Genomic DNA, 14,833 nt, shown 5'->3' with positions numbered 1-14,833 from the left:
ACGAGAGGTAACAGGGATGAATTGGCTACAAAGGAAATACTGGCATTACAAGCTGAAAGGATCACCTTATCAGCCACTGTTTTGTTCGCCGCAAAAAGGCGAGTTTGTCTCTCTCGATTGCGAAACCACCAGCTTGGATCCCAACCGTGCCGAGCTGGTCACCATCGCTGCGACAAAAATCATCGACAATCGCATCATCACCAGCAAACCGTTCGAAGTTCGACTGCGCGCCCCACAATCACTCGATTCAGGTTCAGTGAAAATTCACCATATCCGCCACCAAGATTTGGTTGATGGCATCAGCGAAAAAGAAGCGCTCATCAAGTTACTCGACTTTATCGGCAATCGTCCTTTAGTCGGCTACCACATTCGCTATGACAAAAAGATCCTCGACCTCGCTTGTCTGAAGCATTTAGGCTTTCCACTACCTAACCCGCTCATCGAAGTGAGCCAGATTTATCACGACAAGCTCGAACGTCATTTACCTAACGCCTACTTCGACTTAAGTCTTGATGCGATTTGTAAGCACCTCGAACTGCCGATTCAAGACAAACACGACGCCCTGCAAGACGCAAAATCCGCTGCTTTGGTGTATGTGCGCCTAACCAAAGGCGATTTACCAAACCTGAGCGTGCCTTATACCCAATAGCTTCAACACTCAGCTTTCGATCCACCTCCCACATTCGCTTTAAATTCAGCAATATCGCGGCGCATTCCTCACTCTCATCCTAAAGTCTAATTGTGGAAATACGCGCTGTGACTGACAGTTATATGCACAGCAACGTTCTTGATGAATCACAGACTAAAGAACGGAAACAGCCCTACAAAAGACGAAGGTCGAGAATTAAAGGCACAAGGAGAGAAGCCATGAGCGAAGCCCACGTTTATCCGGTAAAAGAAAATATTAAAAACCATACGCATGCGGATAATGACACTTACTTAGCCATGTATCAGCAGTCGGTAAGCGACCCTGAAGGCTTCTGGAGCGAACACGGTAAAGTTGTCGATTGGATTAAGCCATTCACTCAAGTTAAAAACACCTCTTTCGATACTGGTCACGTCGACATTCGTTGGTTCGAAGACGGCACGCTGAACGTATCTGCAAACTGTATTGACCGCCACCTTGCCGAACGTGGCGATGAAGTCGCAATCATCTGGGAAGGCGATGATCCTGCTGACGACAAAACCCTCACATTCAATGAACTACACAAAGAAGTGTGTAAGTTCTCTAACGCACTGAAAGAGCAAGGCGTGCACAAAGGCGACGTGGTTTGTCTTTACATGCCAATGGTGCCAGAAGCGGCTATCGCAATGCTGGCATGTACGCGTATTGGTGCAGTTCATACCGTGGTATTTGGTGGTTTCTCACCAGAAGCCCTGTCCGGTCGTATCATCGACTCAGATGCGAAAATCGTGATCACTGCTGACGAAGGCGTTCGTGGTGGTCGCGCTGTACCACTGAAGAAAAACGTTGATGAAGCACTGACGAACCCAGAAGTAAAAACCATCGACAAAGTTGTAGTTCTAAAACGCACGGGCGGCGACATTGATTGGCACGAGCACCGTGACGTTTGGTGGCACGAAGCAACGGCTGTCGTTTCTGATGTGTGCCCACCAGAAGAGATGAAAGCGGAAGACCCTCTATTCATTCTTTACACTTCAGGCTCGACAGGTAAACCAAAAGGCGTGCTGCACACCACAGGTGGTTACCTAGTATACGCAACCATGACCTTCAAGTACGTGTTCGATTACCAAGAAGGCGAAACGTTCTGGTGTACGGCGGATGTGGGTTGGATTACAGGTCACACTTACTTAATTTACGGCCCACTGGCGAACGGTGCGAAAACCATTCTGTTCGAAGGTGTACCAAACTACCCAAGCACGGCTCGTATGAGTGAAGTGGTTGATAAGCATCAAGTAAACATTCTCTACACTGCACCAACAGCGATTCGTGCACTAATGGCAAAAGGTAACGAAGCGGTAGCCGGAACATCTCGTTCAAGCTTGCGTGTAATGGGCTCAGTAGGTGAACCTATCAACCCTGAAGCATGGGAGTGGTACTACAAGACCATCGGTAATGAAAACTCACCTATCGTTGATACTTGGTGGCAAACAGAGACAGGCGGTATCTTGATTGCGCCACTACCAGGTGCAATAGACCTGAAACCAGGCTCAGCAACTCGCCCATTCTTCGGCGTACAACCTGCGCTAGTGGACAATATGGGTAACATCATTGAAGAGACCGCAGCAGAAGGTAACTTAGTGATCCTTGATTCATGGCCAGGTCAGATGCGTACTGTTTACGGTGACCACGAGCGCTTTGAGCAAACCTACTTCTCTACCTTCAAAGGCATGTACTTCACCAGTGATGGGGCTCGTCGTGACGAAGACGGTTACTACTGGATCACTGGTCGTGTAGATGACGTATTGAATGTGTCGGGTCACCGCATGGGTACCGCAGAGATTGAATCAGCACTGGTTGCACACGATAAGATTGCAGAAGCGGCGATTGTCGGTATTCCTCATGACATCAAAGGTCAGGCAATTTACGCTTATGTCACGCTTAATGATGGTGAGTTCCCATCAGCAGAATTACATAAAGAAGTAAAAAATTGGGTACGCAAAGAGATTGGTCCAATCGCAACACCAGACGTGCTGCACTGGACAGACTCGCTACCGAAAACTCGCTCCGGTAAGATCATGCGTCGTATCTTGCGTAAGATTGCAACGGGTGATACCAGTAACTTAGGAGACACTTCTACACTGGCTGATCCAAGCGTAGTAGACAAGCTGATCGCAGAAAAAGCAGAACTGGCATAACACCCAGCCCTGTTTTAAACGCTAGCCCTAAAAGCCGCCATTGCATATGGCGGCTTTTTTGTGTGTGGATGCAAAATAAACCACAAAAGAAACGTGGCAATTATGTTGTTTTTGTTAACTGGGTTACAGAAATGGCGGGGGCTATTGGGAGATTAGACCAGTAAATTGCTGCTAATTGCTGTGAATTAGCTATAATCTTGGTCGATTTTTTAAAATTTGCGCGGTTTTAACAAAAAAATCGTGCTGATTTATCGTATATTTGGGAATATAAACGTTCTGCTCACGATAAAGGAAGATAGCAACACAATGTCTGCAAAGTCACGAATTCTTGTTCTAAATGGGCCAAATCTTAATCTATTAGGCCTGCGTGAACCGACACACTATGGTAACAACACCCTAGCACAGATTGTTGACGCTTTAGCTGAACAGGCTCACAAGTCTGGGGTGGAACTTGAACACCTGCAATCTAATCGTGAGTACGAGCTGATTGAAGCGATTCATGCCGCGTACGGCAAGGTGGACTTCATCATTATCAATCCAGCAGCCTTCACTCATACCAGTGTTGCGCTGCGAGATGCACTACTTGGCGTAGCCATCCCATTTATCGAGGTGCACCTATCGAACGTTCATGCCCGAGAGACGTTCCGTCACCATTCTTACCTCTCTGATAAAGCGGAAGGGGTAATTTGCGGTTTAGGTGCGCAAGGTTATGAATTTGCTCTGTCTGCAGCAATTGCGAAATTGCAGGCAAAGTAGACCAAACACTCTGCAGCCCGTTAGGGTTGTCTTAATCACAAGATAAAAGAGAAAGAAAAGATGGATATTCGTAAAATCAAAAAGCTAATTGAGTTAGTTGAAGAGTCTGGCATTGCTGAGCTAGAGATTTCTGAAGGTGAAGAGTCGGTACGAATCAGTCGTCACGGCGCACCCGCTGCTCCAGCACCAGTTCATTACGCAGCAGCTCCAGTAGCAGCACCTGCTCCAGTGGCAGCACCGGTCGCTGACGCTCCAGCGATGGCAGCAGAGGCACCAGCAGCAGTTCCTGCAGGTCACCAAGTTCTTTCTCCAATGGTTGGTACTTTCTACCGTTCTCCAAGTCCAGATTCAAAGTCATTCGTTGAAGTTGGTCAGAGCGTAAATGCTGGCGATACACTATGTATCGTTGAAGCGATGAAAATGATGAACCAAATTGAAGCGGACAAATCAGGTGTTGTAACTGCAATCCTAGTTGAAGACGGCCAGCCAGTTGAATTCGACCAACCACTAGTTGTAATCGAATAAGCGGGGCTTGCCTTATGCTAGATAAAGTAGTCATCGCGAACCGAGGTGAAATTGCACTTCGTATCCTTCGCGCTTGTAAAGAATTAGGCATTAAGACTGTGGCAGTGCACTCGACTGCTGACCGCGATCTTAAGCACGTACTACTCGCAGACGAAACAGTATGTATCGGTCCAGCTCGTGGTATCGACAGCTACCTGAACATCCCTCGCATCATTTCTGCAGCAGAAGTGACGGGTGCGATTGCGATTCACCCAGGTTACGGCTTCCTATCTGAGAACGCAGACTTTGCTGAACAAGTAGAGCGCAGCGGTTTCATCTTCGTTGGTCCTAAAGCAGACACCATCCGCATAATGGGTGACAAAGTGTCAGCAATCAACGCAATGAAAAAAGCTGGCGTTCCTTGTGTACCAGGTTCTGACGGTCCACTAGATAACGACGAAGACAAAAATAAAGCCCACGCTAAGCGTATCGGCTACCCGGTAATCATCAAAGCTTCTGGCGGTGGCGGTGGCCGTGGTATGCGCGTTGTTCGTTCAGAAGGCGATCTTATTGAAGCTATCGCAATGACCCGTGCAGAAGCAAAAGCGGCGTTCAACAACGACATGGTTTACATGGAGAAATTCCTAGAGAACCCTCGTCACGTTGAAGTTCAGGTAATTGCTGATGGCCAAGGTGGCGCGATCCACTTAGGTGAACGTGACTGCTCTATGCAGCGTCGTCACCAGAAGGTTGTTGAAGAAGCTCCAGCACCAGGTATCACTGAAGAGATGCGTAAGTACATCGGTGAACGTTGTACACGTGCATGTCTAGAAATCGGTTACCGCGGCGCAGGTACGTTCGAATTCCTATACGAGAACGGTGAGTTCTACTTCATCGAAATGAACACTCGTATTCAGGTTGAGCACCCAGTGACAGAAATGGTTACTGGTGTTGACCTAATTAAAGAACAGTTACGCGTAGCAGCAGGTCAGCCACTTTCATTCACTCAGGATGATATCAAGATCCGCGGCCATGCGATTGAGTGTCGTATCAACGCAGAAGACCCAGAGCGCTTCCTACCTTCACCAGGTAAGATTGAACGCTTCCACGCGCCAGGCGGCATGGGTGTTCGTTGGGAGTCTCACATTTACACAGGCTACACAGTACCACCTCATTACGATTCAATGATTGGTAAACTGATCACTTACGGTGAGAACCGTGATGTAGCGATTGCACGTATGAAGAACGCACTAGGCGAGATGATCATTGAAGGCATCAAGACTAACGTTACTCTACAAGAGTCAATCATGAATGATGAGAACTTCCAGCACGGTGGTGCAAACATTCACTACCTAGAGAAGAAGCTAGGCCTACAATAAGCCTTCGCTAACCTCATAATAAGTGCCCACATCTGTGGGCATTTTTGTTTTGTATAAAGTCTATACTCAAACAAATCGTAGAGTTCTGGTAAACTCTGCGCCACTTCATTCACTTTAAGAGCAAAAACAAATGCCTTGGATTCAAATCAAACTCAACGCGACCAATGAAAACGCTGAGCAAATCGGCGACATGCTAATGGAAGAGACTGGTGCGCTGTCTGTAACATTCCTAGACGCGCAGGATACGCCCGTATTCGAACCTCTACCTGGCGAGACTCGCTTATGGGGCGATACTGACATTCTGGCACTGTACGATGCAGAAGCAGATACAAACTTCATCATCACTCAAATCAAAGCAAGCGGCATGCTAGCAGACGATTTTGCTTACAAAGTAGAACAGCTAGAAGACAAAGACTGGGAACGCGAATGGATGGAAAACTTCCACCCAATGAAGTTCGGCGAACGTCTATGGGTTTGTCCAAGTTGGCGTGATGTTCCTGAACCAGACGCGGTTAATGTTATGCTTGACCCTGGTCTGGCTTTCGGTACAGGCACCCACCCTACGACTGCACTCTGCCTAGAATGGCTAGAGAGTTTAGACCTATCTGGTAAAACGGTTATCGACTTTGGTTGTGGCTCAGGCATCCTTGCGATCGCTGCGATCAAACTTGGCGCAGGTAAAGTTATCGGGATCGATATTGATCCTCAAGCTCTTCAAGCTTCTCGCGATAACGCAGAGCGCAACGGTGTTGCTGACCAATTAGAAGTGTACCTTCCTCAAAACCAACCTGAAGGCCTGATCGCTGATGTGGTTGTTGCTAACATTCTTGCTGGTCCATTACGTGAACTTGCACCTATCATTAAAGGCTTGGTTAAACCAAATGGTGACCTAGCGATGTCAGGTGTTTTAGACACTCAAGCAGAAGACGTAGCAAACTATTACCGTGATGAGCTTCACATTGATCCAATCGCAGAGCAAAGCGAATGGTGTCGTATCTCCGGTCGTAAGCAAGGCTAGACAAGGTTTTCAGGGCTAATTGTTTGAATTTCATACAAATTACAAAAACAATTTGTAAATGCTCAAATATTAGTCTTTTCACGCAGTGAAAAAATGCGTAAAATGCGCGCCCTTGCTGGTACAGAACTGTGATGACGTTTTGAAAATCGGAAACTATCAACTTAAGAACAATCTAATCGTAGCCCCTATGGCTGGTGTAACGGATAGACCGTTTCGCGAGTTGTGTCTTCGCTATGGTGCGGGAATGGCCGTCAGTGAAATGATGTCCGCTAACCCGAAACTATGGGGAACGTCAAAGTCGAAACAGCGCATGGTGCATGAAGGCGAATCGGGCATTCGCTCTGTACAGATTGCCGGTTCCGATCCACAGCTTATGGCTGATGCGGCTCAATTCAGTGTTGAAAACGGTGCGCAAATCATCGACATCAACATGGGCTGCCCAGCAAAGAAAGTGAATAAGAAGCTGGCGGGTTCTGCACTGCTTCAGTACCCAGACATCATCAAAGAGATTTTGACTGCGGTAGTGGACGCGGTAGACGTTCCTGTAACGTTAAAGACCCGTACTGGCTGGAACACAGAAAATAAAAACTGTGTTCACATCGCTAAATTAGCCGAAGACTGCGGCATACAGGCTCTTGCACTGCATGGCAGAACAAAAGCGTGTATGTACAAAGGTGAGGCCGAATACGACAGCATTAAAGCGGTTAAACACGCTATATCCATTCCGGTTATCGCAAACGGTGATATCGATAGCCCGGAGAAAGCGAAGTTTGTACTGGAGTACACCGGTGCAGACGCTTTAATGATTGGACGCCCTGCCCAAGGTCGTCCTTGGATTTTCCAGGAAATCCATCACTATTTGGAAAACGGCACCACAATGGATGAGCTTCCAAGTGAGGAAGTGAAAACCATTATGCTTGGTCATGTTAACGCTCTGCATGATTTCTATGGAGAGTTCTTGGGTCCACGTATCGCGCGTAAGCACGTTGGTTGGTACCTAAAAGAGCATGAACAAGCGAGTGAGTTTCGCCGTACCTTCAATGCTATCGATGCAGCTGAGCTGCAGCTTGAGGCATTAGAGGGTTATTTTGATAACGTTGCATCATAATTAAGAGAAGAGCTAGACCGAATATGTTCGAACAAAATCTGACTTCAGAAGCATTAACAGTAACTACAGTAACGTCACAAGACCAGATTACTCAGAAGCCTTTACGTGACTCTGTTAAAGCGTCTCTTAAAAACTACCTAGCTCAACTAAACGGCCAGGAAGTAACTGAACTATACGAATTAGTTCTAGCTGAAGTTGAACAGCCACTATTAGATACCATCATGCAGTACACTCGCGGTAACCAAACTCGCGCAGCAACTATGATGGGCATCAACCGCGGTACTCTTCGCAAAAAACTTAAAAAGTACGGCATGAACTAATATCAGTTCATACAGTAATTTTGTAAAAAAGGCTTAGTCAGCAATGGCTAAGCCTTTTTTATTAGCTTCAAGCTCCTTGCACTTCAACTCTTCCAAACGCTTCTCCCTCACCTCTGTACAAACATTAGTCAAGTCTGATGCTTTGAACTGTGATCAGTATTGATTGTGAACTCAATACAAACAGATATAATCAACAACTTACATTGGATAAAGGAACTAACCTCATGATTTACAAAGAAAGGGACGATTGGCTTCATGCCATTTTGAATACCCTCCCTGATCATGTCTTTATCCTCAATGAGCAAGGCCACTATATCGAAAGTTTCGGTGGTACTTACCATTCAAAACACTTCAATGCACAAAGCTACACCAACCTCACGTTAAACGATGTTTTATCGCCGAGTAAAGCCGCTGAGTTAATCGGTTATATTAACGATGTGCTTCGCTCTAACGAGCCTAAGGTCGTCAAATACAGTATCGCTCTGCAAGACCACCTTTTAATGCCAATAGAAGAACTAGAAGCATTAGAGAACTCAGAAGAAACGTGGTTTGAAGCGATCATTAAACCCGTAGAAAGCATTCAAGGTGATGAAAACTTGGTGATTTGGTCCGTGCGTGATGTCACGAAAACGCATCTGCTAGAAAGGCGCCTCAAAGAGCTCTCAGAGACAGATGAATTGACAGGTCTGTTGAATCGCCGAGCATTCCTAACAAGCCTAGATAGGTCTCTGAGCTCGCATTCGCATCCATCTCAAACCCTAACTTGCGTTATGATTGATATTGATCACTTCAAAGAGATCAACGATCAGGTTGGGCACTTCTCCGGCGATCAAGTGATCAATCATGTGGCCAAGATTTGCCAACGTGCAATTCGTAGAACTGACTTTATTGGTCGTTTAGGAGGGGAAGAATTTGCCGTGATCCTAACCAACACCAGCGCAATACAAGCCCATGAGATAGCAGAAAGGATCAGACAAGCGATCCAAAACGCGCCATGCAAAATAGATGGTATCGAAATCAGTACAACGGTTAGCATTGGTATCGCGGAGTATGACGGGCAAGTATTGAGCGCAAAAGAACTTATGATTAACGCAGATAAAGCCATGTATTACTCGAAACATTCAGGCCGTAACCAAGTAACACTTCATCATGCTAGTATCCCTGACATCAAATTACAGCATTCAACAAACTTAAGAATCCAAAAGGTTTCTTAACCTTCCCTGCCCACTTGAAACTAATCAATTCAATTCCCATTTCGCCATCTCTAATACGATATACGCAACCTTCTAGCTCGCTCTATGCAACGTAGTAAGCTTGCTTGGGTTCGCAGCTCTATTAGTTATTGAAGGGGAAATAGTGTGAGACGCTGAGAAGTAGTGCGTTAGCACTACGTCGTAAGTAATTTGTTAGGCAGGAAGAAAGAATACTGAACAACAATAAACGAAGCTTAGAAGTTTCTCTCACAAGATCTTGTTATTAGGAGGATTTACTTTGCTCCAAACGCAAAAAAGCCCACTCTTTCGAGTGGGCTTCTTCAAATTTAAAGCCTGGCGATGTCCTACTCTCACATGGGGAAACCCCACACTACCATCGGCGCTAATTCGTTTCACTTCTGAGTTCGGAATGGAAGTCAGGTGGGTCCAAATCGCTATGGTCGCCAAGCAAATTCTTTATCAATTTGCTTGCAAATTCAAACGCACTTTAGTGCGGCCCTTTAGGGTGAGATTTGCTTGCAAATCGAATAATTCGGAAAACTGATTTTAAGTTCTACTTACACATTCAATCGTTCTTGCATTGAGTCCATCAAAACCCCTTGGGTGTTGTATGGTTAAGCCTCACGGGCAATTAGTACAGGTTAGCTCAACGCCTCACAACGCTTACACACCCTGCCTATCAACGTTCTAGTCTCGAACAACCCTTTAGGATACTTAAAGTATCAGGGAAGACTCATCTCAGGGCTCGCTTCCCGCTTAGATGCTTTCAGCGGTTATCGATTCCGAACTTAGCTACCGGGCAATGCGTCTGGCGACACAACCCGAACACCAGAGGTTCGTCCACTCCGGTCCTCTCGTACTAGGAGCAGCCCCCTTCAATCTTCCAACGCCCACGGCAGATAGGAATCAGAACTGTCTCACGACGTTCTAAACCCAGCTCGCGTACCACTTTAAATGGCGAACAGCCATACCCTTGGGACCGACTTCAGCCCCAGGATGTGATGAGCCGACATCGAGGTGCCAAACACCGCCGTCGATATGAACTCTTGGGCGGTATCAGCCTGTTATCCCCGGAGTACCTTTTATCCGTTGAGCGATGGCCCTTCCATACAGAACCACCGGATCACTATGACCTGCTTTCGCACCTGCTCGAATTGTCATTCTCGCAGTCAAGCGGGCTTATGCCATTGCACTAACCTCACGATGTCCAACCGTGATTAGCCCACCTTCGTGCTCCTCCGTTACTCTTTGGGAGGAGACCGCCCCAGTCAAACTACCCACCAGGCACTGTCCGCAACCCCGATAAGGGGTCGACGTTAGAACATCAACACTACAAGGGTGGTATTTCAAGGACGGCTCCACGCAATCTAGCGACTGCGCTTCAAAGCCTCCCACCTATCCTACACATGTAGGGTCAATGTTCAGTGCCAAGCTGTAGTAAAGGTTCACGGGGTCTTTCCGTCTAGCCGCGGGTACACTGCATCTTCACAGCGATTTCAATTTCACTGAGTCTCGGGTGGAGACAGCGTGGCCATCATTACGCCATTCGTGCAGGTCGGAACTTACCCGACAAGGAATTTCGCTACCTTAGGATAGATTATAGTTACGGCCGCCGTTTACCGGGGCTTCGATCAAGAGCTTCGACCGAAGTCTAACCCCATCAATTAACCTTCCGGCACCGGGCAGGCGTCACACCGTATACGTCATCTTACGATTTTGCACAGTGCTGTGTTTTTAATAAACAGTTGCAGCCACCTGGTATCTGCGACTCTCGTCAGCTCCATCCGCAAGGGACTTCACCATCAAGAGCGTACCTTCTCCCGAAGTTACGGTACCATTTTGCCTAGTTCCTTCACCCGAGTTCTCTCAAGCGCCTTGGTATTCTCTACCCGACCACCTGTGTCGGTTTGGGGTACGATTCCTTACAATCTGAAGCTTAGAGGCTTTTCCTGGAAGCATGGCATCAATGACTTCACTACCGTAGTAGCTCGACGTCGTGTCTCAGCCTTAAGAAGAGCCGGATTTACCTAACTCTTCAGCCTACGCACTTGAACCTGGACAACCGTCGCCAGGCCCACCTAGCCTTCTCCGTCCCCCCATCGCAATTGTAAGAAGTACGGGAATATTAACCCGTTTCCCATCGACTACGCCTTTCGGCCTCGCCTTAGGGGTCGACTTACCCTGCCCCGATTAACGTTGGACAGGAACCCTTGGTCTTCCGGCGAGGAGGTTTTTCACCCCCTTTATCGTTACTCATGTCAGCATTCGCACTTCTGATACCTCCAGCATGCTTTACAACACACCTTCAACGGCTTACAGAACGCTCCCCTACCCAATGAAGTAAAACTTCATTGCCGCAGCTTCGGTTTATTACTTAGCCCCGTTACATCTTCCGCGCAGGCCGACTCGACCAGTGAGCTATTACGCTTTCTTTAAATGATGGCTGCTTCTAAGCCAACATCCTGGCTGTCTGAGCCTTCCCACATCGTTTCCCACTTAGTAATAATTTGGGACCTTAGCTGGCGGTCTGGGTTGTTTCCCTCTCCACGACGGACGTTAGCACCCGCCGTGTGTCTCCCGGATAGTACTTACTGGTATTCGGAGTTTGCAAAGGGTTGGTAAGTCGGGATGACCCCCTAGCCTTAACAGTGCTCTACCCCCAGTAGTATTCGTCCGAGGCGCTACCTAAATAGCTTTCGGGGAGAACCAGCTATCTCCAGGTTTGATTGGCCTTTCACCCCTAGCCACAAGTCATCCGCTAATTTTTCAACATTAGTCGGTTCGGTCCTCAATTGATGTTACTCAATCTTCAACCTGCCCATGGCTAGATCACCTGGTTTCGGGTCTATATCCAGCGACTAAGTCGCGCAGTTAACACTCGCTTTCGCTACGGCTCCCCTAGATGGTTAACCTTGCCACTGAATATAAGTCGCTGACCCATTATACAAAGGTACGCAGTCACACCACGAAGGTGCTCCTACTGCTTGTACGTACACGGTTTCAGGTTCTATTTCACTCCCCTCACAGGGGTTCTTTTCGCCTTTCCCTCACGGTACTGGTTCACTATCGGTCAGTCAGTAGTATTTAGCCTTGGAGGATGAATTTTCATATTCAGACAGGATATCACGTGTCCCGCCCTACTCGATTTCACTGAATGTGCGTTGTCAACTACGGGGCTATCACCCTTTATTGCCGGACTTTCCAGACCGTTCGTCTAACGCATATAAAGCTTAGGGGCTAGTCCAATTTCGCTCGCCGCTACTTTCGGAATCTCGGTTGATTTCTTTTCCTCGGGGTACTTAGATGTTTCAGTTCCCCGGTTCGCCTCGCTGCGCTATGTATTCACGCAGCGATACTAGCTTATGCTAGTGGGTTTCCCCATTCGGAAATCCCAGACTCAAGTGGTTTTTACTACCTAATCTGGGCTTATCGCAAGTTAATACGTCCTTCATCGCCTCTGACTGCCAAGGCATCCACCGTGTACGCTTAGTCACTTAACCATACAACCCGAAGGAGTTTCGAGTTGATAATCAAATCACCAAAGTTGTCTCTCATTATTTGAATGAGCGAGAGACATTTCGATTTTGCCGGACTCAATTTCGAATAATCACTTAAAAGTGATATTCCCAAGAACACTTGAATGTGTTTTTTGGTGTTTGTCTTAAAGACAAACATTGAGAACTTTACAAACAATCTTAAAGATTGTTTTGTCAGCTTTCCAAATTGTTAAAGAGCTAGATTTTCTGATGAAAACCATTTTTAAAGATTCTTTTTCAAGAACACTTAAAGATGGTGGAGCTATGCGGGATCGAACCGCAGACCTCCTGCGTGCAAGGCAGGCGCTCTCCCAGCTGAGCTATAGCCCCATCAAGGTGTCGATACTGCATACCAATTTCAAAAGAAATTGGTGGGTCTGAGTGGACTCGAACCACCGACCTCTCGCTTATCAGGCGAACGCTCTAACCACCTGAGCTACAGACCCAGTATCGTCTCTTACTTATAAACCGTATCAATCTGTGTGGACACTCATCGTGAGTAATCATCGTATAAGGAGGTGATCCAGCGCCAGGTTCCCCTAGCGCTACCTTGTTACGACTTCACCCCAGTCATGAACCACAAAGTGGTAAGCGTCCTCCCGAAGGTTAAACTACCTACTTCTTTTGCAGCCCACTCCCATGGTGTGACGGGCGGTGTGTACAAGGCCAGGAACGTATTCACCGTGGCATTCTGATCCACGATTACTAGCGATTCCGACTTCATGGAGTCGAGTTGCAGACTCAATCCGGACTACGACGCACTTTTTGGGATTCGCTCACTATCGCTAGCTTGCTGCCCTCTGTATGCGCCATTGTAGCACGTGTGTAGCCCTACTCGTAAGAGTATGATGACTTGACGTCGTCCCCACCTTCCTCCGGTTTATCACCGGCAGTCTCCCTGGAGTTCCCGACATTACTCGCTGGCAAACAAGGATAAGGGTTGCGCTCGTTGCGGGACTTAACCCAACATTTCACAACACGAGCTGACGACAGCCATGCAGCACCTGTCTCAGAGTTCCCGAAGGCACCAATCCATCTCTGGAAAGTTCTCTGGATGTCAAGAGTAGGTAAGGTTCTTCGCGTTGCATCGAATTAAACCACATGCTCCACCGCTTGTGCGGGCCCCCGTCAATTCATTTGAGTTTTAATCTTGCGACCGTACTCCCCAGGCGGTCTACTTAACGCGTTAGCTCCGAAAGCCACGGCTCAAGGCCACAACCTCCAAGTAGACATCGTTTACGGCGTGGACTACCAGGGTATCTAATCCTGTTTGCTCCCCACGCTTTCGCATCTGAGTGTCAGTATCTGTCCAGAGTCGCCTTCGCCACCGGTATTCCTTCAGATCTCTACGCATTTCACCGCTACACCTGAAATTCTACCCCCTCTACAGTACTCTAGTCTGCCAGTTTCAAATGCTATTCCGAGGTTGAGCCCCGGGCTTTCACATCTGACTTAACAAACCACCTGCATGCGCTTTACGCCCAGTAATTCCGATTAACGCTCGCACCCTCCGTATTACCGCGGCTGCTGGCACGGAGTTAGCCGGTGCTTCTTCTGTCGCTAACGTCAAATAATGCAGCTATTAACTACACCACCTTCCTCACGACTGAAAGTGCTTTACAACCCGAAGGCCTTCTTCACACACGCGGCATGGCTGCATCAGGCTTGCGCCCATTGTGCAATATTCCCCACTGCTGCCTCCCGTAGGAGTCTGGATCAGTGTCTCAGTTCCAGTGTGGCTGATCATCCTCTCAGACCAGCTAGGGATCGTCGCCTTGGTGAGCCATTACCTCACCAACTAGCTAATCCCACCTAGGCATATCCTGACGCGAGAGGCTCGAAGGTCCCCCTCTTTGGCCCGTAGGCATCATGCGGTATTAGCCATCGTTTCCAATGGTTATCCCCCACATCAGGGCAATTTCCTAGGCATTACTCACCCGTCCGCCGCTCGACGCCGTTATCGTTCCCCGAAGGTTCAGATAACTCGTTTCCGCTCGACTTGCATGTGTTAGGCCTGCCGCCAGCGTTCAATCTGAGCCATGATCAAACTCTTCAATTTAAGATTTTGTTCGGCTCAACGAATACTGACTTCAAAACTCATCCTTACTCGAAAGTAAGAAGTAATTTTAAAGCTATTATCATTCCAACAGAATGATAATGAATTGACTGTGCCAAGTC

General features: G+C 47.6%; 9 protein-coding genes, 2 tRNA genes and 3 rRNA genes. 9 read left to right on the top strand and 5 right to left on the bottom strand.

The features are described 5' to 3' along the window. Positions 1 to 16 precede the first annotated feature (16 nt). The 9 genes from ITG12_RS12095 (at position 17) to ITG12_RS12055 (ending at position 9,119) form a co-directional block, all read left to right on the top strand. Positions 17 to 649 carry a 3'-5' exonuclease gene (locus tag ITG12_RS12095; RefSeq protein ID WP_248873099.1) on the top strand — a complete coding sequence of 211 codons (633 nt, stop codon included), beginning with the start codon at positions 17 to 19 and terminating at the stop codon, positions 647 to 649. A 218-nt stretch (positions 650 to 867) separates the two neighbouring features. Beyond that, entirely contained in the window at positions 868 to 2,820 is a 1,953-nt protein-coding gene (gene acs, locus ITG12_RS12090; RefSeq protein WP_248873098.1) for an acetate--CoA ligase, read from the top strand. A 306-nt stretch (positions 2,821 to 3,126) separates the two neighbouring features. Then, positions 3,127 to 3,576: a type II 3-dehydroquinate dehydratase gene (aroQ, locus tag ITG12_RS12085; RefSeq protein WP_038882011.1), complete on the top strand. Its 450-nt coding sequence runs from the start codon at positions 3,127 to 3,129 to the stop codon at positions 3,574 to 3,576. Between the two features lie 60 nt (positions 3,577 to 3,636). Then, positions 3,637 to 4,101, top strand: a complete 465-nt coding sequence (gene accB, locus ITG12_RS12080; RefSeq protein ID WP_039974237.1) for an acetyl-CoA carboxylase biotin carboxyl carrier protein — start codon at positions 3,637 to 3,639, stop codon at positions 4,099 to 4,101. A gap of 14 nt (positions 4,102 to 4,115) precedes the next feature. Beyond that, positions 4,116 to 5,459: an acetyl-CoA carboxylase biotin carboxylase subunit gene (accC, locus tag ITG12_RS12075; RefSeq protein ID WP_038870929.1), complete on the top strand. Its 1,344-nt coding sequence runs from the start codon at positions 4,116 to 4,118 to the stop codon at positions 5,457 to 5,459. Between the two features lie 130 nt (positions 5,460 to 5,589). Next, entirely contained in the window at positions 5,590 to 6,477 is an 888-nt protein-coding gene (gene prmA, locus ITG12_RS12070; RefSeq protein WP_248873097.1) for a 50S ribosomal protein L11 methyltransferase, read from the top strand. Positions 6,478 to 6,616: 139 nt separating this feature from the next. Next, complete coding sequence (gene dusB / locus ITG12_RS12065) at positions 6,617 to 7,585, top strand: tRNA dihydrouridine synthase DusB (RefSeq protein ID WP_032803127.1); 969 nt, start codon at positions 6,617 to 6,619, stop codon at positions 7,583 to 7,585. 23 nt (positions 7,586 to 7,608) lie between these two features. Beyond that, on the top strand, positions 7,609 to 7,905 hold the full coding sequence (gene fis, locus ITG12_RS12060; RefSeq protein ID WP_000462885.1) for a DNA-binding transcriptional regulator Fis: 297 nt from the start codon (positions 7,609 to 7,611) through the stop codon (positions 7,903 to 7,905). Positions 7,906 to 8,129: 224 nt separating this feature from the next. Beyond that, on the top strand, positions 8,130 to 9,119 hold the full coding sequence (locus ITG12_RS12055; protein ID WP_248873096.1) for a sensor domain-containing diguanylate cyclase: 990 nt from the start codon (positions 8,130 to 8,132) through the stop codon (positions 9,117 to 9,119). A gap of 331 nt (positions 9,120 to 9,450) precedes the next feature. Here the strand turns inward: ITG12_RS12055 and rrf are convergent. The 5 genes from rrf to ITG12_RS12030 form a co-directional block, all read right to left on the bottom strand. Continuing rightward, positions 9,451 to 9,567 (bottom strand): 5S ribosomal RNA (gene rrf, locus ITG12_RS12050). Positions 9,568 to 9,729: 162 nt separating this feature from the next. Next, positions 9,730 to 12,619: ribosomal RNA gene (locus ITG12_RS12045) — 23S ribosomal RNA — on the bottom strand. A gap of 290 nt (positions 12,620 to 12,909) precedes the next feature. Next, positions 12,910 to 12,985: transfer RNA gene (locus ITG12_RS12040), tRNA-Ala, on the bottom strand. Positions 12,986 to 13,024: 39 nt separating this feature from the next. Beyond that, positions 13,025 to 13,101, bottom strand: a tRNA-Ile gene (locus tag ITG12_RS12035). 65 nt (positions 13,102 to 13,166) lie between these two features. Continuing rightward, positions 13,167 to 14,714, bottom strand: a 16S ribosomal RNA gene (locus ITG12_RS12030). The 16S, 23S and 5S rRNA genes sit together here with 2 tRNA genes alongside, the layout of an rRNA operon. Positions 14,715 to 14,833 lie beyond the last annotated feature (119 nt).

It is taken from the genome of Vibrio sp. ED002 (assembly GCF_023277445.1).
GTDB classification, from domain to species: domain Bacteria; phylum Pseudomonadota; class Gammaproteobacteria; order Enterobacterales; family Vibrionaceae; genus Vibrio; species Vibrio jasicida.
The sequence above is the reverse complement of the archived record's forward strand: the minus strand, read 5'-3'. Positions and strand labels throughout refer to the sequence as shown.

Excerpts from the sequence above, each read along its gene's own strand:
- ITG12_RS12095 (WP_248873099.1), top strand. The coding sequence starts at position 17 with ATGAATTGGCTACAAAGGAAATACTGGCATTACAAGCTGAAAGGATCA.
- acs (WP_248873098.1), top strand. The coding sequence starts at position 868 with ATGAGCGAAGCCCACGTTTATCCGGTAAAAGAAAATATTAAAAACCAT.
- aroQ (WP_038882011.1), top strand. The coding sequence starts at position 3,127 with ATGTCTGCAAAGTCACGAATTCTTGTTCTAAATGGGCCAAATCTTAAT.
- accB (WP_039974237.1), top strand. The coding sequence starts at position 3,637 with ATGGATATTCGTAAAATCAAAAAGCTAATTGAGTTAGTTGAAGAGTCT.
- accC (WP_038870929.1), top strand. The coding sequence starts at position 4,116 with ATGCTAGATAAAGTAGTCATCGCGAACCGAGGTGAAATTGCACTTCGT.
- prmA (WP_248873097.1), top strand. The coding sequence starts at position 5,590 with ATGCCTTGGATTCAAATCAAACTCAACGCGACCAATGAAAACGCTGAG.
- fis (WP_000462885.1), top strand. The coding sequence starts at position 7,609 with ATGTTCGAACAAAATCTGACTTCAGAAGCATTAACAGTAACTACAGTA.
- ITG12_RS12055 (WP_248873096.1), top strand. The coding sequence starts at position 8,130 with ATGATTTACAAAGAAAGGGACGATTGGCTTCATGCCATTTTGAATACC.